General features: G+C 44.4%; 23 protein-coding genes and 1 other annotated feature. All 23 genes read right to left on the bottom strand.

Annotated elements, in window-relative coordinates; translation table 11 throughout:
• Positions 1-396 precede the first annotated feature (396 nt).
• A complete protein-coding gene (locus FPZ44_RS22605) occupies positions 397-2,208 on the bottom strand; it encodes a LysM peptidoglycan-binding domain-containing protein (RefSeq protein ID WP_144994192.1) in 1,812 nt (603 codons plus the stop codon).
• A gap of 211 nt (positions 2,209-2,419) precedes the next feature.
• Positions 2,420-3,301, bottom strand: coding sequence for a branched-chain-amino-acid transaminase (gene ilvE, locus FPZ44_RS22600; RefSeq protein WP_144994190.1), 882 nt, complete (start codon positions 3,299-3,301; stop codon positions 2,420-2,422).
• 2 nt (positions 3,302-3,303) lie between these two features.
• Positions 3,304-4,185 carry a prephenate dehydratase gene (gene pheA / locus FPZ44_RS22595; RefSeq protein WP_144994188.1) on the bottom strand — a complete coding sequence of 294 codons (882 nt, stop codon included), beginning with the start codon at positions 4,183-4,185 and terminating at the stop codon, positions 3,304-3,306.
• Between the two features lie 29 nt (positions 4,186-4,214).
• Positions 4,215-5,195, bottom strand: coding sequence for a homoserine kinase (gene thrB, locus FPZ44_RS22590; protein WP_144994186.1), 981 nt, complete (start codon positions 5,193-5,195; stop codon positions 4,215-4,217).
• 7 nt (positions 5,196-5,202) lie between these two features.
• Complete coding sequence (gene thrC / locus FPZ44_RS22585; protein ID WP_144994184.1) at positions 5,203-6,264, bottom strand: threonine synthase; 1,062 nt, start codon at positions 6,262-6,264, stop codon at positions 5,203-5,205.
• 42 nt (positions 6,265-6,306) lie between these two features.
• Positions 6,307-7,593 (bottom strand): homoserine dehydrogenase, encoded by a 1,287-nt coding sequence (locus FPZ44_RS22580; RefSeq protein WP_144994182.1) that lies wholly within the window; start codon positions 7,591-7,593, stop codon positions 6,307-6,309.
• A 45-nt stretch (positions 7,594-7,638) separates the two neighbouring features.
• Complete coding sequence (locus FPZ44_RS22575; protein ID WP_028595260.1) at positions 7,639-8,076, bottom strand: ACT domain-containing protein; 438 nt, start codon at positions 8,074-8,076, stop codon at positions 7,639-7,641.
• A gap of 206 nt (positions 8,077-8,282) precedes the next feature.
• A complete protein-coding gene (gene obgE / locus FPZ44_RS22570) occupies positions 8,283-9,596 on the bottom strand; it encodes a GTPase ObgE (protein WP_144994180.1) in 1,314 nt (437 codons plus the stop codon).
• A 14-nt stretch (positions 9,597-9,610) separates the two neighbouring features.
• Complete coding sequence (locus tag FPZ44_RS22565; protein WP_144994178.1) at positions 9,611-10,378, bottom strand: Spo0B domain-containing protein; 768 nt, start codon at positions 10,376-10,378, stop codon at positions 9,611-9,613.
• A 164-nt stretch (positions 10,379-10,542) separates the two neighbouring features.
• Complete coding sequence (gene rpmA, locus FPZ44_RS22560; RefSeq protein ID WP_144994176.1) at positions 10,543-10,854, bottom strand: 50S ribosomal protein L27; 312 nt, start codon at positions 10,852-10,854, stop codon at positions 10,543-10,545.
• 5 nt (positions 10,855-10,859) lie between these two features.
• Complete coding sequence (locus tag FPZ44_RS22555) at positions 10,860-11,201, bottom strand: ribosomal-processing cysteine protease Prp (RefSeq protein WP_144994174.1); 342 nt, start codon at positions 11,199-11,201, stop codon at positions 10,860-10,862.
• 12 nt (positions 11,202-11,213) lie between these two features.
• Entirely contained in the window at positions 11,214-11,525 is a 312-nt protein-coding gene (rplU, locus tag FPZ44_RS22550; RefSeq protein ID WP_144994172.1) for a 50S ribosomal protein L21, read from the bottom strand.
• 13 nt (positions 11,526-11,538) lie between these two features.
• Positions 11,539-11,618 (bottom strand) — a sequence feature (ribosomal protein L21 leader region).
• Between the two features lie 98 nt (positions 11,619-11,716).
• Positions 11,717-12,964, bottom strand: a complete 1,248-nt coding sequence (locus tag FPZ44_RS22545) for an Rne/Rng family ribonuclease (protein WP_144994254.1) — start codon at positions 12,962-12,964, stop codon at positions 11,717-11,719.
• Between the two features lie 217 nt (positions 12,965-13,181).
• Positions 13,182-14,018, bottom strand: coding sequence for a M50 family metallopeptidase (locus FPZ44_RS22540; protein ID WP_261378490.1), 837 nt, complete (start codon positions 14,016-14,018; stop codon positions 13,182-13,184).
• 22 nt (positions 14,019-14,040) lie between these two features.
• Positions 14,041-14,931: a M23 family metallopeptidase gene (locus FPZ44_RS22535; RefSeq protein WP_186786193.1), complete on the bottom strand. Its 891-nt coding sequence runs from the start codon at positions 14,929-14,931 to the stop codon at positions 14,041-14,043.
• A gap of 213 nt (positions 14,932-15,144) precedes the next feature.
• A complete protein-coding gene (locus FPZ44_RS22530) occupies positions 15,145-16,296 on the bottom strand; it encodes an FtsW/RodA/SpoVE family cell cycle protein (RefSeq protein ID WP_144994166.1) in 1,152 nt (383 codons plus the stop codon).
• Between the two features lie 7 nt (positions 16,297-16,303).
• A complete protein-coding gene (minD, locus tag FPZ44_RS22525; RefSeq protein WP_028595250.1) occupies positions 16,304-17,098 on the bottom strand; it encodes a septum site-determining protein MinD in 795 nt (264 codons plus the stop codon).
• 4 nt (positions 17,099-17,102) lie between these two features.
• Positions 17,103-17,756, bottom strand: a complete 654-nt coding sequence (gene minC, locus FPZ44_RS22520) for a septum site-determining protein MinC (RefSeq protein WP_144994164.1) — start codon at positions 17,754-17,756, stop codon at positions 17,103-17,105.
• Positions 17,757-17,912: 156 nt separating this feature from the next.
• Entirely contained in the window at positions 17,913-18,440 is a 528-nt protein-coding gene (gene mreD / locus FPZ44_RS22515) for a rod shape-determining protein MreD (RefSeq protein ID WP_144994162.1), read from the bottom strand.
• Entirely contained in the window at positions 18,437-19,366 is a 930-nt protein-coding gene (gene mreC, locus FPZ44_RS22510) for a rod shape-determining protein MreC (RefSeq protein WP_186786192.1), read from the bottom strand. The genes mreD and mreC overlap by 4 nt, the downstream gene beginning before the upstream one ends.
• Positions 19,367-19,428: 62 nt before the next feature.
• Positions 19,429-20,463 (bottom strand): rod shape-determining protein, encoded by a 1,035-nt coding sequence (locus tag FPZ44_RS22505; RefSeq protein ID WP_144994160.1) that lies wholly within the window; start codon positions 20,461-20,463, stop codon positions 19,429-19,431.
• Positions 20,464-20,507: 44 nt separating this feature from the next.
• The gene (gene radC / locus FPZ44_RS22500) at positions 20,508-21,230 is read right to left on the bottom strand and encodes a RadC family protein (protein ID WP_418789200.1); all 723 of its coding nucleotides are present in this window, start codon (positions 21,228-21,230) and stop codon (positions 20,508-20,510) included.
• Between the two features lie 69 nt (positions 21,231-21,299).
• Entirely contained in the window at positions 21,300-21,917 is a 618-nt protein-coding gene (locus tag FPZ44_RS22495; protein ID WP_144994156.1) for a Maf family protein, read from the bottom strand.
• Positions 21,918-21,963 lie beyond the last annotated feature (46 nt).

Below are 21,963 nucleotides of genomic sequence, written 5' to 3'. Positions count from 1 at the left end.
AAAAGTGTTTGACTTGCTCATTTGTAATGCTGACGAAATTCATTGCTGAATTTCTTATATCAAACGTTTCACTCGTTGTTCAGTTTTCAAAGAACAATTCGGCTCAGATCACTCATCTTTCGACTCGTTTTCTTTCGCTCTCGTTTGCCGTGTTTCTCAGTGGCAACTCTTATAATATATCATGTTATTTCTTTCGAGTCAACACTTTTTTTAAAAAGTTTTTTGAGCTTCATTTTAAACTCAGCTGCAATTCACTTTCCTTCAAAGTTTGTCTCATCCGTACCTCTCGGTGGCGGAAATAAAATATATCATGCCTGCACAACTTTGACAACAGGAAAAAAAAGCCACGAAATTTCGCATATATGCGATATCGCAGCTTATTTCAATATACTTGTATTAGCCGTTAATCCACGGCATACTTTTTCCCTTTTGCCGTGCACTAGCCTGCGTATAAGAATCATATTCTTTATAGTTACGCGCACTTACATTTTTACGCTGCTCTTTAGTCTTCTTCTTTCCCTTACTTGCAGAGACGCTGTCACTTGGATCAGCCTGACCACCATCGGACTTCTGTTCTAATTCAAATTCGTTTCCAGCACCTGAACTTACATCTCCCCACTGAGACAACCAACTGCTATCCGGTGCAGGATGATTCATTCTATAAGGAGATCCGCATTGATGACAAAACACACTATAATCCCCATAAGGAGAAGCACCATAAGCTCCATATTCCTGAGCTGCATATGGCATATTACTGTAATTCGCTTGCAGGAATCCATATGCCTCAGCATTTACAGCCTGTTCGTTTACATTTTTATCCCACATTTCACCGACACCACTTGGAGAAATGCTCTGATTCGGTGTCGACCACACAAACGATGGACCATAATTTGCATTAACTTCCTGAGGCACAGAAGTTGGACCATAGTTTGCATTAGGCACTGGCGAAGCAGACGTCGGACTATAATTCGCATTAGCACCTGGGGATACCGAAGCCGGACCATAATTCGCGTTAACATCTGGCGAAACAGCAGTCGGACCATAATTCGCATTAGCACCTGGGGATACTGAAGCCGGACCATAGTTCGCATTTTCGGAATAAACTACATTCTCACTACCCCAGATTGGATTGGCTCCATCCGTGTAGGTCTGATAAGGCATAAATGGTATTGAAGCTGTACCATATGACGGATATGCACAAGGATTGCAATGACCACCAAAAGGATGAACAGGATAAGGATTACAAAAATTTGAATATGGTGATATATCCGTTGAACAGAACCCTTCATATTGAGGCACGTTCGGATATACATTAGGCGGCGAAGTAGATTGTGTTCCGCCAACATCTTGAGACTGCCATTGTACATTGCTTTGAGATTGCCCTACATAATTAGGAACAAAAGAATTCGCATATGGTTCTACATTAGGCAGGTTTGCCGAAAAATTTTCATAACTCGCCGGTAAAGGTGCGAAATTCGGCGCCTCGCCTTTTAATGTAGGCTTAACAGGACTAACATTGCCTGTTGCAGGTTTAACGGATGGTGGATTCGGTAATGGAGCCGGAGCTATTAACTGTTCTGCTTGCGGCTTAAATTGTGGTTGCAACTGCGGCTTTGGCTTTGGTTGAGACTGGGATTGTATTGGAGGTTTGGCTTGTGCTTGTGGTTGAGATGGTAGCGGTGCCGGCTGTTTCGCTTGAGGCTGCAGTTTAGTCTCCGGCTGGATAGGTGGTTGTACAGGTGGCTGTATGGGCGGTTGTACTGGTGGTTGCGGTGATATCGGCTTTGTCAGCTCCGCTTTGGAAAGAGGTACAACACCGGTATTGGCTGCATTCGCCCCCCAGCCTGCACTCGTACTCGGCCCACCCGATTCATTAACATTTAATTTAGGAATATTCACAACTTGCCCAATAAGCAGCACATTCGGATTTGTCAGTTGTGGATTCGCAGCAATTAACGCTTGAAGTGGTAATCCCCAAGCTTTCGCCAACTTCCACAGTGTGTCCCCTTCTTTAACGACATGCTTATGGACAATTTCGTAGCCTCCAGTAGAAACAGGAGTAGAAGGGACTCTAATCTTCATACCAACTTGAACCTGATTTGGATCAGCTAATTGTGGATTAAGGGCTATTAATTGATCCAAAGATACCCCGTATTTTTTGGAGAGAGCGTACAAAGTTTCGCCCTTTTTAATAATATGAATTTTCACGCGCGGTACCTCCTAAAGGGAATCATCCTCGTAACACGGGACAATCGCCCGCGTAGTCATTTATACATCCTATGCAGGAGCTGGGCATTTGACATCATTTTTTTCAATCCAACACATAATCTTCATAATAAACAATTCACAACACAACCACAGAGCTTATATTAAGAAAAAAAAGAAGCCCTCCCCTCTTCGGAGAAAGCTTCTTAAACGATTAAGATTCGTATACTTTAACGCCATCCTGCGATACGATTTGACGGAACTTGTCCAACAACTGCAGTGTGATTGGCCCAGCTTGACCATTACCGACAATACGTCCATCGATCTCGCGTGCCGCAATAACTTCCGCAGCAGTCCCTGTAAAGAATACTTCATCGGCGACATAAACATCATGCATGGAGAACGGCTCTTCCTTCACAGTGAAGCCTTGCTCCTTACAAATATCGATTATCGCATTACGTGTAATTCCCTCAAGGGCACCCAAGTAACAAGGCGGAGTATATACTACTCCTTTTTTTATAATGAAGATGTTATCTCCGGAACCTTCTGTTACATAGCCTTGTGCATTAAGCATGATCGCTTCGCCTACGTCAGCCAGGTTTGCTTTGATCTTAACTAGAATATTGTTCAAGTAGTTCAAAGACTTAATCTTCGGATTCAATGCATCCGGAATGTTGCGGCGTTCTGCTACGGATACCGCGCGCAAACCGTTTTTATATGCTTCTTCTGGATAAATAGCCAGTTGCTCAACGATAATAATAACGCTCGCTTTTGGGCAGCGATTCGGATCTAATCCAAGATTGCCCGCTCCACGAGATACTACAAGACGAATATATCCGTCACGCAACCCGTTGCGGCGGATTGTTTCTACCAAAGCATCCTGCATTTCTTCAATTGTAAGCGGAATGTTCAACATAATTGACTTGGCAGAGTCGTACAAACGAACTAAATGCTCATGGCATTTAAAAATATTTCCGTCATAAATGCGGATACCTTCAAATATACCATCACCATATAAGAATCCATGGTCGTATACCGATACTTTTGCTTCTTCTTTAGTAACAAATTCGCCGTCTAAATAAATCCACTGCGTCATGCTTACACCTCCGAATGATGAGGCTCTTCTCTTTGACTGGTTGAATACGCATAGGTTGGATATGTACCTAAGATGCGAACTTGACAGCCAAGCGCTTCAATTTCTGCAAAAGCAGAAGGAAGCAGCACTGAATCTAGAGCCATTTGCAAATCGATATAAAAATAGTAATTTCCTAGCTGAAGCTTGGTCGGACGTGATTCGATTCGAGATAAGTTGATTCGTCTCCAAGCGAATGCCGACAGCACCTGATGCAGGGCACCAGGGAAATCCTCTGGCAAAGTCACTAAGATCGTCGTCTTATGTGTCGTCGTTTCCGCAAGCTCAATCGGGTGAGACCCCAGCAGAATAAACCTTGTATAATTATTATGATGGTCCATGACCTCACTGGCAAGTACATTTAAGCCAAATGTTTGCGCACCAAGCCGAGTACCGATTGCCGCCCATTTCTCCTCAGGGTGCTCTTTTACAAGCCGCACCGCCTCCGAAGTACTGCTGACATGCTCTTGAACTACTTGAGGTAAGTGTTTTCGCAAAAATTGTTGACACTGCGCCATCGCAACAGGATGTGATAACACCTTTTTAATAGAAGAATAATCTTCTGTTCCCTCAACACCTCGTCCTATTAGATGTTGAATTGACGGATAAACCCATTCCGCTTGAAACGGTAGATCCACCTCATGAACGATCCAATCCAGATGCAAATTGACAGAACCCTCTATCGTATTCTCAATTGGAATAACAGCGTAGTCAGCCTCTTTGTTCACGACGGCCATAAACACTTCAGAAATAAGCTTAAAATGATGGTATTGATGATGATCACCAAGCAAATGAACTGCAGCTTCATGAGACACGGAACCTTGCGGCAATAAAGCAATACGAGCCATACTTCACTTACTCCTTTACATTCAAGTACCTATACTTCTGCGGCTAGATCAGACCGATATTTCTCAGGGATTAATCTATGAATATCATCAGCCGATCCTTCTAAGCATACCGCACCAACTGAGCTAGGTTCTAGCAAGAACACATCTGCCTCAACACCATATTGTTGTAACGTGTCTTTCATAAAAGTAATTAATTCACCGTTGTCTTGCAACATATTAACAAGTGCCAATATCGTTGGACCCGCACCACTTAATGCAACACCATACGCACCGTACTTGCGAGCTCCCTCCAATATCCGTGCCATCCCAGGCACTAAAGACATACGATACGGCTGATGAAGTCGATCCTGCATTGCATCATACAACAATTCGAATTGCCCCGTCGATAAAGCAGCAACGACCAACGAAGAATGACTCACATTATGTACTGCATCCGCCATTGATACCTGCTCAGGCAACACCCCGCGGGCAGCCTTCGTTTCCAGCTGAAACTTCGGTATCGCCACGACCGTACCCAAGCTGCTATGAGGCTCCAACCTCACATGTCTCGCCTGCTTCCCATCCCAGGATGCTACGACGATTCCACCGAATAAGGATGCACCAACATTATCCGGATGACGTTCCCAAGCAGATGCCATATCAAATAATTGTTGATTAGACAATGGGTAATTCAATAATGCATTAGCTGCTACGAGCGCACCTACAATCGCAGAAGCACTGCTTCCAAGACCTCTTGTTAAAGGAATTTCACTATATACATCCATTTCTAGTGGACAAAATTCCACTCCCGCTTCAATAAATACCCGCTTTGCCACTTGCACGATAAGATTCGTTTCATCTGCTGGTAAACCGCCTAATTCAGGACCATACATACGTACAGTAGTACTTTCAGCAGGCTTCATACCAATCCAAGTATATAAGGAAAGAGCCATTCCTAATGTATCAAAGCCCGGCCCCAAATTTGCCGTACTTGCAGGAACTTTTACTAATACACCATTTTGCTGCATCATCTGTTATTCACCCTTCTAGCTTACGAATCGCGTCCATAACCGCCTCTTCCGTATCAGGAACAACAAGCGGCTCGACAGCAGCCGTTTTAATCGCAATATTCGGATCTTTCAGACCATTCCCTGTTAGCACACAAACGACAGACTCTCCGCCTTGGAAATATCCTTCCTGATGCAATTTAATAACTCCAGCCAAAGAAGCAGCAGAAGCCGGCTCTGCAAATACACCTTCTGACGCAGCAAGCAATTGATAAGCGGACAAAATCTGCTCATCCGTTACATAGTTAATCTGACCTTCTGATTGTTGAGAAGCTTCAACTGCCGTTTTCCAACTTGCAGGATTACCGATACGGATAGCAGTCGCAACGGTCTCAGGCTCTAGAATCGGCTCGCCCTTCACGATCGCCATTGCCCCCTCAGCCTCAAAACCAATCATTTTCGGCAGCTTATCTACTTTTCCAGCCTCATAATATTGCTTAAAACCTTTCCAATAGGCAGAGATATTCCCCGCGTTGCCTACAGGAATCGCCAAGTAATCCGGAGCCGCCCCAAGCTGCTCACATACTTCAAAAGCAGCAGTCTTCTGACCCTCGATGCGATAAGGGTTAACAGAATTCACTAGCGTAATAGGATGCTTAGCTGTAATTTCACGGACAATTTCCAATGCACGATCGAAGTTTCCTTCTATCGCAATAACCTTTGCACCATATATCATCGCTTGAGCCATCTTACCAAGCGCAATATTATTATTAGGAATAAGAACGATACAATTCAAACCGCCACGTGCCGCATAAGCAGCCGCTGCCGCAGAAGTATTGCCTGTGGAGGCGCACATGATTGTACGACTGCCTTCTTCCATCGCTTTAGCAACAGCCATAACCATACCACGATCTTTAAAAGAACCCGTAGGATTTAAGCCTTCATATTTAAAATACAAATTCAAGCCAAGCTGTTCTGACAGTTTTTCCGCCCGAATCAAAGGTGTGTTTCCCTCATGAAGTGTAATCATCGGAGTCGCTTCCCCAACCGGAAGATATGCTTTATACGTTTCCAACAGTCCCATATATCTCATCGTTCTCTCCTCCATCTCTATTCCTTACGCTGGAATGAATGTTTAACCCTCTACGCGATATGCACTCTTAATTTCCTTTATAACATCCAAGCTCATAAAATGATCCAGTACTTTTCTCATGCTTGCTTGGCTTGCTTCATGTGTAATAATGATAATTTCAGCATCAGGATTGTTCGGATTAGGCTGCTGCACAACAGATTCTAAGCTTACACCGAATTCTGCGAACACTTGCGTAATTCTCGCCAACACCCCTGCACGATCATGAACATCTAAAAGAATAAAGTTTTTATAATGAATCTGGTCGTCTGTCTTGAGCTTCTTAGTACGATAAGCATGGTGACCTTGCTTGCCATTGACACCGATGCGCAGGTTTTTCACAACTGCTACCAAGTCAGCTACAACAGAAGTAGCAGTAGGCATCTCGCCCGCACCTGGACCGTAGAACATCGTTTCCCCAACAGCTTCACCATACACATACACCGCGTTAAACACTCCATTAACAGAAGCAAGCGGATGTGAAGTCTTCACCATCGTAGGCTGCACAACAACGCTAATTTGATCATCTTGCCTCTCTGCAATACCTAGCAGCTTCATTTCGTAGCCAAGCCGCTTCGCATAGGCAATATCCTCTTTAGAAATACTGGATATGCCTTTCACTTCCACATCCTCAAGACCTATCGTCGTATGGAATCCTAGCGTAGCAAGAATCGCCATCTTGCGAGCAGCATCCAATCCTTCTACATCTGAAGTCGGGTCAGATTCCGCATAACCTAGCGTTTGCGCTTCTTTTAGTACATCTTGATAAGCTGCGCCCTCTTGGCTCATCTTCGTTAGGATATAATTTGTAGTCCCATTCACGATACCCATAATCTTCTTAATACGATCGGAAGAGAAGCCTTCCATTAATGTGCGGATAATTGGAATACCACCTGCTACACTCGCCTCGTAAAATACATCGCAATTGTTAGCACGTGCTTGTTCTAAAATTTCTGGCCCATGAAGAGCCATCAAATCCTTGTTTGCAGTTACAACATGCTTACCTTGTGCCAAAGCATCGAGAATGAGCTGCTTCGTAGGCTCAATCCCTCCCATGACTTCAACAACAACATCGATCTCCGGATCATACACAACCTCAGAAGCATCTTCAGTCATAAGCGCCGGATCGATATTTAAATGACGTTGCTTATGCATATCCTTTACGAGTACTTTACGAACTTGAATGGGAGAACCAACCTGACTCATCAAATCTTCCTGATGCCCTTCTATAATTCTTACAACACCAGTTCCAACCGTCCCTAACCCTAATAAGCCTACCTGTATTGGTTTCATCTTTGTTCCTCCCCTTCTTATGTGCGCAGCTATATTCCTAGTTACCTAACCTTGACCGATAAGAACGACTCGCTTCACTCCCGGTATATCTCGAAGCGTATCCATCATCTGTCCAAAATTTTCAGCAATTAACGCCGTTTCAATTGACAATACTACGTTAGCCATACCTTGCAGCGGTATCGTCTGGTGAATGGTAAGTACATTCCCCTCAAATGTAGCAACCGAGCCGAGCACTTTAGATAGAATTCCTGCACGATCTTCTAAATCCAATGAAACCGTGACAATCCGCTCACGCTCCAATTGATTCAACGGAAAAATACCATCTTTATATTTATAGAAAGCACTGCGACTCAAATCAACTCGCTCCGCCGCTTCATGTACCGTTTTTACTTCCCCAGCCGCTAGCAATTGTTTCGCCCTCACGGTTTTCACTACTGCTTCAGGCAGTATATCCTCACGAACTAAATAATATCGTTCTGCCATAACCGTCCTCCATATAGAGACTATTGTTTAACTATAGAGGACATTATAGCGAATAAGCGCCGCAAAAACAATAGGTTCATGTCAAAAGTTGAATCTTATTATACATGATGTCCCACGCATAAATCTCAAAATTTTCTTACTTGAGAAAATAGATGAACATAAAAAAGTCGTATGACGCAATAACGCCATACGACTCTTGTTTATTCTTAGTAGTAACTGCTGCCTTCAACAAACTCAAACTCGAAATCAGCGATACGTATAATAGTGCCGTCTTTTGCTCCGCGCTTACGAAGCGCATCATCAACGCCCATTTTACGCAGCGTGTTTGCAAAACGCAAAATCGCATCGTGCGTGTTCATTTGCATACGTTTCATCATGCGCTCAATCGCTTCACTCTCGACAACGTACGTTTCATTTTCACGACGAATTGTGAATTGCGGCTCATCACCTTTTTTATCAAAGCGATAGATTTTGCGCTCTTCAACTTGAGCAACTTCTTCCACTTCGATTTCATCTGGCAACGAATCCAGCACTTGAATTGCTTTAAACATCAAATCTTGAATACCTTCTCTCGTCAGAGAAGAGATAGGCAAAATTTCGATATCCGGCCTTACTTCTGCTAATTGTGTACGGAAGGAATCCAAGTACTCCTTCGCCTCCGGCATGTCCATTTTATTGGCAGCAACAATTTGCGGTCTTTCTGCCAACTTCTCGTTGTACAGCTTCAGCTCATCATTGATCTTAACCCAATCCTCGAATGGGTCACGACCCTCTGTCCCCGCCATATCTACCACATGAACAATAACACGTGTACGTTCAACGTGACGTAGGAATTCATGACCAAGTCCAACACCTGTGTGCGCCCCTTCAATAAGACCTGGCAAATCCGCCATAACAAAGCTCTGGCCATCACCCATATTAACTAAGCCTAGGTTCGGTGTAATCGTTGTAAAGTGATAAGCACCAATCTTCGGCTTAGCAGAAGTAACAACCGACAGCAATGTCGATTTACCCACACTCGGGAAACCAACGAGACCTACATCTGCCATTACTTTAAGCTCAAGGACCACCCAACGTTCTTTTCCTTCTTCACCATTCTCAGCAAGCTCAGGCGCAGGATTTGTCGGAGTAGCGAAGCGCGTATTACCACGACCACCACGTCCGCCCTTCGCAACAACAACTTGCTGCCCATGACGGGTCAAATCTGCTATTACTTCCTGAGTATCATCATCTACAACAACAGTTCCAGGAGGAACGCGTACGATCATGTGCTCTGCATTTGCACCATGCTGACTTTTATTACGCCCTTTAATTCCACGAGGAGCTTTGAAGTGCTTCTGATAGCGGAAGTCTACCAACGTACGCAAACCCTCATCAACACGGAAAATAACGTCGCCACCGCGTCCGCCATCTCCACCTGCCGGCCCTCCATTTGGTACATACTTTTCACGACGAAACGCCACGAGACCATCCCCGCCGTCTCCGCCTTTTACATATATTTTAGCCTTATCTACAAACATGAAGTTTCACCTCTCTAGTCCCTTACCTTACATGGTACAATCCATTCATATATAGAAGCACCAGCTTGTAGCTCGTTCGCGGGCACCTGCTCCAGCCGCACGCCATGCTCAGCTGCCAGCCTGTCAAGTTGAGTTCTCACATCGTCCGGTTGAAGCAGCTGTCCTTCATATAGGAATCGAATGCCAAGCGCATTATCTGAACGAATATCTATTATAAATTGAAGCGGAGCTGCCACATCTGCACTCGCCTTTGGCGCTAAGCGCATGACTTGAACTCCCTCTTTAATCATATCCGTTAGTGCTCGTCCTTCCATCAACAACCCGATTTCGGTCAAGTCAATCTGTCTTGGAAGATGTACATACACAGGCATCGCATGCCCTGATACACGGACATGAAGCAAGAATAATGTCAATTCCGGAATGCCTAGTTTAGCAATACGTCCTTCTTCGATCATTTTACTCTTAATGCCCTCAACACATAAACGGAGCTGTTCCATTCGATTCAGTCGAACATATCCATAAAGCAATTGCAGTTCATTCATCCAATCATGTCGCTGATGATTCATTAATTCAAGCGCAGATTGATGAGCCATATGAATAGCGCGCTCATGTTGATGTCGCTGTTCGCGAAGCAATATAATACAACCTGCCGCTAAACTTAGGATGAGTAGTATGACAGCGAATATACGCCACGGCAAATATAAAGGTCCCCATGCCAATACCACTGCGCAAATGAATGCACAAGCACTGCACGCAAACACCCAAAGTCGGCTTCCCCTCATCGTTCACCCTCGCTCCATTCCCAAATAAATGCTCACTCCCACCCCATAGTATAGCATGAGTTCAGAAAGTCGTCCAAAGCGATTCCAGTCGAACAAACGCGAAAGAAGGCAAGAAATGAATCAAAAAACCCTCGGCCTAAGCCGAGGGTTTCACATGACGTCTATTACACTTCCACAGCAGCTGCAACTGGTGCAACGTTAACTGGGTAGACGCTCACTTTCTTGCGGTCACGACCCCAACGTTCGAACTTAACAACGCCTTCGATTTTAGCGAAGAGCGTGTCGTCTTTACCAATACCAACGTTGTTGCCTGGATGAATCTTTGTTCCACGTTGGCGCACCAAGATGCTACCACCTGTAACAGTTTGACCATCGGCACGCTTAACACCAAGACGTTTGGATTGGGAATCACGACCATTCTTCGTGGAACCTACACCCTTCTTGGATGCGAATAACTGAAGGTTTAATTTCAACATGTTGTCTACCTCCTTTTTGAATTATTTTCTTTTATCTGAATATACGAACCGTATGAATCTTCCATCGTATTCAGACTGACAACCATCGACTCCAAGAGCAATTGAACTTGCTCCGAACGATGAGAGTCATTCAGAACCGGCACAGAGCCGTTCAGGAAACCATCCTTCATCTGGCACTCCAACTCAACGCCCGTCAATGCTTCAATAGCATTGACTACTCCGATCGAAACCGCAGATACGCCAGCACATACAATATCTTCTCCGTGAGGAGCATAATTGGCATGTCCCTTAATGGCGAAACGCTCGATGAGCCCTTCAGAATTCCGGTAAATGGTGACGCGAATCATTCGCTACACCTCTTATGCTTTGATGCTTTCGATTGTCACCTTAGTGTAAGGTTGACGGTGACCTTGCTTACGACGGTAGTTTTTCTTAGCTTTGTACTTGTACACGATAATTTTCGCGCCTTTTCCATGCTTCTCAACTTTAGCCGTAACAGCAGCACCTTCTACCAATGGAGCACCTGTTACGAGGCCACCCTCGTTAGATACTGCCAATACACGGTCGAATGTGAAGCTCTCACCTTCAGCAGCGTTCAACTTCTCAATGTAAAGAACATCACCTTGTTGAACTTTGTACTGCTTACCACCTGTTTCGATAATTGCGTACATTGTGTTGCACCTCCTCATGTCTCAGACTCGCCTGTAGCCAGGTGATGGATTAAATCCATGCTTATGACCTGTTCCGCGCGGTTACAGCATGTGTGCAGAAAAGAATACTAGACACATACCTGATGATTTTAACACATGCTTTCTCAAAAATCAACGTGCGATTACATATATAAATCTATGCCAATCACTAGTCACAACTGCTGCAATTCCGGAACCCGCTTGCCTGTCCCATCACAAGTCGGGCAAGAAGTATATAACCGACTCATTACTTGCTCTCTCACTTTTTTGCGAGTAATCTCAAGCAATCCCAACTTGGTCCAACCAACGACCAGACATTTGGTACGATCCTTCCGTATCGTTCGCTCCAATTGCTCAAGTACACTCTTACGATGATCATCCGAATCCATATCAATAAAGTCAACGATAATAATGCCGCCGATATCCCTTAACCGAATCAGACGCGCAATTTCTTCTGCCGCCTCCATATTTGTGAAGAATACGGTATCTTCGAGATCACTCGTACCCGTATATTTACCGGTATTCACATCCACAACTGTCAAGGCCTCTGTTTGATCCCATACAAGGTACCCGCCGCTTTGCAGCCATGTTTTCCGTTGAAACGTCTTATCGAGCTGACCTTCGATATGGAATCTACGAAAAATCGGTTCGCGGTCTTGATAGACAATTACACGTTCAACCAATTCAGCATCAAACGTACATACGTATGACTTCATTAACTCTGCTTGCTTTCGATCATCGATAACAAGTTCATCCACATTGTGAGTGAACGCGTCCCGTATCATCCGTTCAGCCATCGATACATCTTGATGGAGAAGAGCTGGTGCGCTTACAGCAAGAGCAGCTTGTTCGACCGCTTTCCATTGTTGACGTAACGTCCCCATATCTTGAGCAAGACTTTCAACCGTTTCCCCTTGCGCTACAGTTCGAATAATAATACCTTCTTCATTGGCTCGAATCGCTTCAGCAAGCTGTTTCAGTCGATTACGTTCTGATTCTCGCTCAATCTTCTTCGATACACCAATATAGTCTGCTTGCGGCATAAATACCAAGTGGCGCCCCGGCAAAGAATAATGCGTCGTAACACGAGCACCCTTTCCACCAAAAGGCTCTTTCATCACTTGTACAATTAATTCTTGCCCCACACGCAGCAAACTCGTTATAGGAGGCTTCTGCTTCGGCTGCTTCTCTAAATGCGGATGCAAACAATCATCGACATATAAAAAGGCGTTCTTCTTCTGTCCAATATCTATAAAAGCTGCCTGCATACCCGGAAGAACATTAACAACACGGCCTTTGTAAAAGCTCCCGACGAGCCTGACACTCGCTGCACGTTCTACTGCAAACTCTACCAGACGTCCATCTTCAAGCAATGCCATCTGAGTTGACTGTTCCCCACAGTGAACGATCATTCGTTTCATAGCTTCACCTCTACTCAAGCGCGTCACCTCTTATTGTAACATGAAGCGAGAAACGATGAACATGTAGGTTGATTAGTCGATCTACAAAAATATATACTTTCATTTAAACGTACCCCTATTTTTGACTATTCTCTTGCAAGTTCCCGTCTAAACGGATCTTCACATTTTTAAATCCAGAGTTACTCATTGACTCATTGCATACTAATTGCGCGCCAACTTACTTTGACAGTGAATCGTCCTGCCAATGTTGAAAAAAAGCATCTATTAACTGCTGCTCTGGTATCACTCGTTGAATACGGCCATGCTCATCAATCACGTATATCATATGATAGCTATTTCTACGAAAGCGCTGCATAATATCAACGAGCCCACGTTCTGATGATGCTACTATAGGCCTTCCTATATGTGATCGCATTTCCCATTCACGAAGTCGTCTGGCTCGATGAACAAGAAAACGAAAAAAACGATACGGAATATGCCTGCATTCCATAATGTTTGTCCACAATAGAAATAATCCAAGCACCAGCAAATTCATATTAATTGCCGAGTGCTTTAACAAAGGTAGTAACGCAAATAAGCCGAGCAAGGAACTTCCTACAATGCCAACCCAAGCTCCTAACCGGAGTGTAAAATGATAACTAAGTCCATATGCGCATAATGCTTGCATAATGCGACCACCATCAAGCGGTGGGATTGGAAGCAAATTGAAGCCGCCAATAATAAGGTTAGCCTCAATAAAATAATTAGACCAAGCCTCACTCCACCATCCCATATATTGAAACAATAGTGACAACCCGATCATGAAAACATTTTGTAACGGTCCCGCCGCTGCGACAATGATTTCTTGCCATGAAGGCGACAATGCTCCATCCTCCGTCTCAGCCACTCCACCAAAAGGCAGCAGCTTCACGTCTATAATAGTCCAACCAAAGCATTTAGCTGCTATGACATGCCCTGCTTCGTGAACCGCCACAATAATAACTAGCGTTATCAACTCCAACAAATGACCAGTGATTGCCGAAAGGACCAGCAGCATGATCAGCAATGGGTGCAAGGAATAAGTCGTTCCCCTCCACCTAATCAAAGCTCATCACTTCCGCGGGATCCACGAATCCCCCATCTTTCTTAAGCGCAAAAAACAACCCTGGAATCGTGCCTGAAGAAGTCGCATTCGGCATTCGGCCAATATCCTGACCTGCCTCTACCCAATCATCTTTCTTCACATAGCATTCTTCCAACCGTTCATAGTAAGACGTATATTGATTAGCATGCTGAATAATGATCGAAGCCCCTGCCTTTGGATCTTCAATAACTCGTATCACTCGCCCCACAGCTGCGCTTGCTACACTTGCGCCGCCTTCTTCCGCCCTCAATTCAACACCTTGCAAACTAAGAGCAAATGGCTGTACAACATTTCCCGCCATAGGTATTTGAAAGCCAAGTTTAGCTTGAGCTTCTTTAGCTGCCGGTGCGTGATCTTTCCATATAGGTATAAACGCCGGTGAACCACCAAATGTTGCTTCCACCCACACTGCTATTGATTGGAAATCCATATTCTGCGACATGGCCGAAGCTACATAGTTCCTTGTACTGTCTAAAAAAGGAACTTTCCACTTCATAATGCCTGTCACTGCCACACATAGCAAAATGGTGCAGCCGAGCTGTATGAAAAACATTCTCCTAAATGTGGAGGAACCGTTTGTTGGATCACTGTCTTTCCAACCATAGCGGCCTGCCCATACTTGCTTAGCGTCTCTCCATACTTGCTCCGGGTCACGCTCATTGTACTCAACAGCCAATGCCCCTCTGTCCTGTGCAGGACTACTGTAATTGTAATAAGATGGTTGTGCAATCACGGACGGAGGAGGCGGCTCCTGCGTATCTCCGCTCATTTTATGGCCCTGAATATCCCGAAGTGTCAGTTCCTTAATGCGCGCTTCTCGGCGGCGACGAATATCATCCTTCATCCGTATCCCTTCCCCACTCAAATTATTCATATGCTACATATGTATGACAGACAGGATATCGATATGAACAAGCCCTTGCAACAATACAAAGTTAGAAGCTATTGCAACATAAAAAAACACCTCGCTGCCTAATCAGGAATCATGACGCTTCCTTAATTAGAACTACGAGGTGGATAAATAAATATGACTTATGCAGTCATTATGAACCGATTTTTATTCATCTAGTTGGTATTTTTCTTGATGAATCCGTACACTCAACACCAGGCCAATACAAACCATATTCAAAATGAGCGACGTACCGCCGTAACTAATGAACGGCAGCGTAATTCCCGTGATCGGCATTAAACCAATCATCATTCCAATGTTCTGGAAGATTTGGAATACAAACATCGAGACGATACCAATAATAATGTACGATCCCCTCAAATCATAACATTGGAATGCAATGAGAATCATACGATAGATGAGGAAGAAGTAGAGCAGTAACAGTAAGGCTCCGCCCTGAAACCCAAATTCCTCACCAATAACGACGAAAATAGCATCAGAATAGGTAAGCGGAATAAAGTTACGACTCTTCAATTCCCCTTGTAAATACCCATCGCCAGTTAATCCGCCGGAGCCAATAGCAATCAATGCGTATCTCGATTGATGGGATTCATCTTTACTCGCTGACTCTGGATTGATAAACGTATTAATACGTTCATACCAGTGATTTTGACCGAGTGTATCTTTAAAGAAACTTTCTACTTGCGGGCCAAATTGCGTAAACAGCATAACTACGATCGCGATAATCGCACCAACAATTGCCGTTCCAACGAACATATGTCGATACTTCATGCCGCCAATCCATAGCATTCCGATAAAGATAACGATCAATATCATCGCATTTCCTAAATCAGGCTGAGCTACAATAAGGCCAAATGGAATGATCATCACACATGCAATCGGAAGTAGGTCTTTAATAAATGCGAGCGGCTCACCTTCACGTTTACCTAGCAACTGCGCCAAAGAGAGAATCAATACAATTTTGGCTAATTCAGCTGGTTGGAATGATAATCCCCCAAATTTATACCATCCTTTAGCACCCATGGTAACATCGGCAAAAAAGTAAAGACCTATAAGGAGGAGAACAGTGATAACCATCCAAATCATCCAACCCTTGAGCAGCAGGCGATAATCAAATAGAGTAACGGCAAGCATAACTACGAATCCGATAATATAGAATACGATCGTCTTTATTTCAAAATTAGCTGGTTCGAACTTCGTTCCCACAGTGGAGCTGTATACAATAAAAGGACTTATTACCGCAAAAACACCCAATATAGCAACAATCATCCAGTCAATGCGCTTCAGTTTATTCAACAACAGTCAATCATCCCATTCCAAGAAACTTCTTCATACGGGTCAACACGCTTTTTTTCTGATCCATCGGCATTAACGGCACCGTATCACCGAGAATTCGACGAGCTATATTGCGATACGCCAACGACGCTTTGGAATCCGGATTCATGACCGTCGGCTCTCCCATGTTCGCTGCCTTGATGACATGCTCATCATCAGGAACGATTCCAATGAGTTCGATATTCAACACTTGCAAAATATCTTCAATATCGAGCATATCGCCGCTCCGAACCATGTTCGGACGAATACGGTTTACAACAAGACGTGGCGCAGACAAGCTCGCACTCTCCAACAGGCCGATAATACGATCCGCATCTCTCACAGCCGCATTTTCAGGTGTCGTGACAACGATTGCACGATCTGCACCTGCGATCGCATTTTTGAAGCCTTGCTCTATGCCTGCAGGACAATCGATAATAATATATTCGAAGTCTTTCTTTAACTCCAAAATAATATCTTTAATTTGCTCAGGAGATACTGCATGTTTGTCTTTCGTTTGAGCAGCTGGCAGCATGTACAACTCTTCAAAGCGCTTGTCTTTTACAAGAGCTTGGTTCAAGCGGCAACGTCCTTCAGCCACATCACAAATATCATAAATGATCCGATTTTCAAGCCCCATCACAACATCTAAATTGCGAAGACCGATATCGGTATCGACCATACATACTTTTTTCCCTAACAGCGCCAGGGCAGTTCCAAGATTGGCAGACGTCGTCGTCTTGCCAACGCCCCCTTTACCTGATGTAACGACAATTGCCTCTCCCATGCAACTACACTCCTTTGAACATTTTGAGGTCCTGTCGAATTCGCTGAAGATTGGTGATTTTGTCAATTTGCATTTGTCCATTATCTACATAAGCGACTTCCATTTGCGTCTGCGTCACACCCCACTCATCTGGAGGACGGCTAATGACATCAGCAATACGAAGCTGCGTAGGCGAAAACAAAGATGCGGTTATAATCGCATTATGATCGCCTTCTGCCCCCGCATGTACAGTACCACGGAGAGCGCCGCACACGTAAATGTCCCCAGTACATATAATCATTCCCCCGGGATTCACATCGCCTAGAAATAATAGATTGCCTTGATGACGGAGCACTTGACCTGATCTAACGATGCCAGTCACAGTATGTACCTGATAATCAGGCTGCTTCTCTACTTTGTCATCTGATTGCAAGGAGCGAATGAGCAAATTCCCCTTCATTTTCAATATGTCCAATATTTCTGACTTTTGCTCTTCTGTGATCGAGCGAGCCCCCAGCTTGACATCGACATACACAATAGGTCCGTTGAAGAAATGAGGTGTATGCTCAAGCTTGTCACGCAAATCACGCAACAAGTCTATGAATTCACATTGATCGTCAAGCAGGAACACGAGACCGTCTTTTACGCCTTTAATCGTTATTAGTGACTTGGCCGTCATCGTTCGTCCCTCCCAACAAGATTCTATTTCGTGATGAACGAGAGAAGTCCTGCATGACCAAGTAAAAACCTCTAATCGCCATCGCATATTGCGATTAGCATACTCCCCAATATAAAGGGCTAAAGCCGCCCCAGAGCTAGTGTCCGAGACGGCTCTCTATGCTTCTTCCGATTCTTTCTTATTGTTGCCTTGAATCATGTCGAACCATTTTCGCAACGGTATATAAACGATAAGTGCAAATATAAGCTGCACAAACATGCTTGGAATAATATAGTCCAGCAACGCTTGCTGGTAGGTGAAATGACTCAGGCTAAATAGCGTGTATATACCATAAATAATCGTTTGATATAAGAAGCTCCCTATAAGAACAACGAACAGCATCATGACCATCGTCTTATGACGGACATTGAATACATACCCAGCCAAATAACCTAACAGCCCCATCGTAAAGGAATGCGGTCCAATCATCTGACCATAATAAACAATGTCATGCAATAATCCAAAGCCAAGTCCCATTAAGAGCGCCGTATGTCGATGAGCATACACACCGTGAAACAGCACAGCCACAAATACGAACTGGACAGCGATACGTCCATACCAGCCATCTGGTATGAGATGCGGAACCACCGATCCTTCTATGAAGAATAGGATTAACAGAAATAGAATCATCCAATTTCGATTCATTGTCCATTCTCCTGACTGCTATTCCCCGTATTCGGTGGAATAACAACAAACAGTTCACGCCAGTCCTGATACGTAGCTGCTGGTTCAATTGTAGCCGTATGTGTTAATCCGATATCTCCAACCTGACGTTTTATTACCTTACCGATAATAAGTCCAGCTGGGAATTTGCCGCCAAGTCCTGAAGAAACGATGACATCTCCTTCTTCCAAAGGATCGTTTTCCTCTATACGTGTCATAAGAAACGTATTATTGCTATGATCATAAGACTCAATCATACCGAAAGACTTATTTTCCTTACCCTGCACGGTTACCGCAATTGCTCTTGATTTCTCATCGATATTCGTTAGCAATTGTACAGAGGACGAGAACTCAGAAACATGGCTGATAATACCCACAACACCTTCAACTGCGATAACAGGCATGCCCTTTTGGACACCATTTTTGCTGCCCAAATTAATATTCAACGATTGATTAAAAGGATCGGCAACATTAAGTCCTGTCACTTGGGCAATTCGGTATTCGTACGGACGATTTTGAGCCTTCTGATGCTCTGTAAACTCTAATAGCTTCTTGTAACGTTCATTATCCGCCTTTACACGGTTGTATTCGGCTTTATCACGAATATAGTGAGCATTGGCAACCTTCAAGCGTTCGTTCTCTTCATAGGTTTCACTTAAATTGCTCACATTTTCAAAAAAAGCAGATACGGCGGCAGTAGGTCTATAGAACAACTGCTGCACAAATGACGACGTATCGTGAACAAACTTCTCCGCCCACGTCAGCTTCCCTCTACTTCCCAAGGAAAAGCCCATTAATGCAATAAATAAAATAAGTCCGAGCATCAAAATAAACAATCGCTTATTACCTAATAGCTTAAACAGAGTTAACACCTTCTCATCGTAATACCGTTTCGTTACCTTGATCATGCACATAGAGGTCCGAGCCAAATAACATTTGACCCGGACCCCCCCGCGGAACTAACCTCTGCTTATCGCTTAGAACGAAGCGCCGAGCTGCTGCGCGATTTGAATAGATGAATATTATCCAATGCACGCCCAGTACCGATAGCTACACAATCAAGCGGATTTTCTGCTACGATTACTGGCATGCCAGTCTCACGAGCAAGCAGCTTGTCCAAGTTGCGAAGCAATGCTCCACCACCTGTAAGTACGATGCCGCGATCCATAATATCTGCTGCAAGTTCTGGCGGACACTTCTCAAGTGTTACCTTAACCGCTTCGATAATGGAGCTAACTGTATCGGAGAGTGCTTCTGTAATCTCTTCACCTGTAATAGACAAAGTCTTAGGCAAACCAGTCAGCAAATCGCGTCCACGAATCTCAATGGAATCTTGCTCTTCTGTCGGCATAGCAGAACCAATATCCATCTTCAATTGTTCAGAAGTACGCTCACCAATCATAAGATTGTATTGACGCTTAATATATTGAATGATTGCTTCATCCATCTCGTCACCAGCTACACGTACAGAACGGCTTGTCACGATACCGCCAAGGGAAATGACAGCTACTTCTGTTGTACCGCCACCGATATCAACAACCATGCTGCCCGTAGGCTCCCATACCGGAAGATCTGCACCAATTGCTGCTGCAAAAGGCTCTTCGATTGTGTAAGCTTCACGCGCACCAGCTTGCTTCGTTGCATCTTCAACAGCGCGTTGTTCTACAGCCGTAATACCAGATGGTACGCATACCATTACGTTCGGATGACGCGGAAACAGCGAGCGCTGCTTCTGAGCTTGACGAATGAAATATTTAATCATTGTTGCAGTTGTATCAAAATCAGCGATAACACCGTCTTTCATCGGACGGATCGCACGGATGTTACCTGGTGTACGTCCGATCATTTTCTTCGCTGCTTCACCTACTGCTTCAATCGTTTTAGAGTCAGTACGAATTGCGACAACAGATGGCTCGCGTACGACTACACCTTTACCACGTACGTATACAAGTGTATTTGCAGTTCCCAAATCAATCCCTAAATCTTTCGTAAAACCACCAAACATGCTGTCAAATCTCCTTTATAGTTCCTTCAATCTTACCTATTATATTACATGTACCCCTGTTCCTTCAAACTTACATAGCGATTATCTCCAATGACAACATGATCCAGCACTTCAATACCAATAAGTTCCCCCGCTTCCATTAGTCTGCGGGTAATAAGGATATCCTCTTGGCTTGGTGTCGGATCACCACTCGGATGATTATGCAAGCAAATGATAGAGGCACTACCGTACTTCATTGCGGCGCGAAATACTTCGCGCGGGTGAACGAGTGACGCGTCAAGTGTTCCGATTGATATCGTTTCTTGGCCTAACACTCGGTTTTTCGTATTTAAGTATAAACACATAAAATGCTCTCGCTTATAATGCCGCATCGTTTCCATAACCATATCAGCAGCATCTTGCGGTCGTCTTATAAATGGGTCTTCCGTTATACGTGTCTGCGCCATGCGACGGCCAAGTTCCAAACTAGCCTGAAGCTGAACTGCCTTAGCAGTGCCAATCCCACGTATTTGCGTAAGCTCATGAACAGACATATCCCCAAGGCTTCTCAAACTACCAGTTCGGTTCAAAATGCGCTGAGCCAGCAATAATGCTGATTCATCGCGTGTTCCTGTACGAAGTAAAATAGCTAACAGTTCGGCGTGACTTAACGCCTCTGCCCCGGATCGTATCATGCGCTCTCTAGGTCGGTCTTCAAGGGGAAGGTCACGAAGCATAGGTGCTTGAGACAATGGTTTTCCTCCTCCGCTCACAACATGTGTCAGCATTTCATGTTTCGATTACTTTGCATCACATTATGCCAGCAGCACCTATTTGAGCGCGAACTTCCTGCTACTTTAAGGCTTCTCGATGCCATAGACCTTCAACATATCAGCTAGTAAAGAAATCGGCAAACCGACAACGTTGAAATAACATCCTTCAATTCGATCAACTAGTGCAGCACCTAATCCTTGAATGCCATACGACCCAGCCTTGTCCATTGGTTCTCCAGATGCAATATAACGAGTTATTTGCTCTGGATTCAGTGGTCTCATCCATACAGCTGTCTTACGATGCCGAACTAGTTCTACACCTGTCAATGCATCGATAATAGCAACTCCGGTGTACACTTCATGCACTTCGTTCTGAAGTGCAGATAGCATGCGAAATGCATCCGCTTCATTCTCAGGCTTCCCTAGAATCGTATCTCTCAAGACGACGATTGTATCCGCACCTATTACGAGGCCACCCTCACCACGAGCACGACGCGCTCGTGCAACAGAGTTTGCCTTACGCAACGCTAACTGCTCAACCGTCTCATATGGTGCCCAATGGATGTCTACTGTCTCGTCCTCATTACTCGGCTCAACCTCGACAGGCAATTGGAGCGTATGTATAAGCTCTTGCCTGCGTGGAGATGTCGATGCAAGTACGAGAAGTGGATAGTCATGAGGTTCGTCTAATATGTTCTCCATTTTTTGACACCTTTCTTTATTATACGTTCTCTTCTGCCAGTTGACA

This window comes from Paenibacillus agilis (genome assembly GCF_007786455.1).
Lineage (GTDB): Bacteria > Bacillota > Bacilli > Paenibacillales > Paenibacillaceae > Paenibacillus_B > Paenibacillus_B agilis.
Note: the sequence above shows the minus strand (reverse complement) of the source record. Positions and strands in the feature narration are given on the sequence as shown.

Bases quoted from the DNA above. Each gene is read 5' to 3' on its own strand.
- ilvE (WP_144994190.1), bottom strand. From the start codon at position 3,301: ATGACGCAGTGGATTTATTTAGACGGCGAATTTGTTACTAAAGAAGAA.
- pheA (WP_144994188.1), bottom strand. From the start codon at position 4,185: ATGGCTCGTATTGCTTTATTGCCGCAAGGTTCCGTGTCTCATGAAGCT.
- thrB (WP_144994186.1), bottom strand. From the start codon at position 5,195: ATGATGCAGCAAAATGGTGTATTAGTAAAAGTTCCTGCAAGTACGGCA.
- thrC (WP_144994184.1), bottom strand. From the start codon at position 6,264: ATGAGATATATGGGACTGTTGGAAACGTATAAAGCATATCTTCCGGTT.
- FPZ44_RS22580 (WP_144994182.1), bottom strand. From the start codon at position 7,593: ATGAAACCAATACAGGTAGGCTTATTAGGGTTAGGGACGGTTGGAACT.
- FPZ44_RS22575 (WP_028595260.1), bottom strand. From the start codon at position 8,076: ATGGCAGAACGATATTATTTAGTTCGTGAGGATATACTGCCTGAAGCA.
- obgE (WP_144994180.1), bottom strand. From the start codon at position 9,596: ATGTTTGTAGATAAGGCTAAAATATATGTAAAAGGCGGAGACGGCGGG.
- FPZ44_RS22565 (WP_144994178.1), bottom strand. From the start codon at position 10,378: ATGAGGGGAAGCCGACTTTGGGTGTTTGCGTGCAGTGCTTGTGCATTC.
- rpmA (WP_144994176.1), bottom strand. From the start codon at position 10,854: ATGTTGAAATTAAACCTTCAGTTATTCGCATCCAAGAAGGGTGTAGGT.
- FPZ44_RS22555 (WP_144994174.1), bottom strand. From the start codon at position 11,201: ATGATTCGCGTCACCATTTACCGGAATTCTGAAGGGCTCATCGAGCGT.
- rplU (WP_144994172.1), bottom strand. From the start codon at position 11,525: ATGTACGCAATTATCGAAACAGGTGGTAAGCAGTACAAAGTTCAACAA.
- FPZ44_RS22545 (WP_144994254.1), bottom strand. From the start codon at position 12,964: ATGAAACGAATGATCGTTCACTGTGGGGAACAGTCAACTCAGATGGCA.
- FPZ44_RS22535 (WP_186786193.1), bottom strand. From the start codon at position 14,931: ATGAAGGATGATATTCGTCGCCGCCGAGAAGCGCGCATTAAGGAACTG.
- minD (WP_028595250.1), bottom strand. From the start codon at position 17,098: ATGGGAGAGGCAATTGTCGTTACATCAGGTAAAGGGGGCGTTGGCAAG.
- minC (WP_144994164.1), bottom strand. From the start codon at position 17,756: ATGACGGCCAAGTCACTAATAACGATTAAAGGCGTAAAAGACGGTCTC.
- mreD (WP_144994162.1), bottom strand. From the start codon at position 18,440: ATGAATCGAAATTGGATGATTCTATTTCTGTTAATCCTATTCTTCATA.
- mreC (WP_186786192.1), bottom strand. From the start codon at position 19,366: ATGATCAAGGTAACGAAACGGTATTACGATGAGAAGGTGTTAACTCTG.
- FPZ44_RS22505 (WP_144994160.1), bottom strand. From the start codon at position 20,463: ATGTTTGGTGGTTTTACGAAAGATTTAGGGATTGATTTGGGAACTGCA.
- radC (WP_418789200.1), bottom strand. From the start codon at position 21,230: ATGCTGACACATGTTGTGAGCGGAGGAGGAAAACCATTGTCTCAAGCA.
- FPZ44_RS22495 (WP_144994156.1), bottom strand. From the start codon at position 21,917: ATGGAGAACATATTAGACGAACCTCATGACTATCCACTTCTCGTACTT.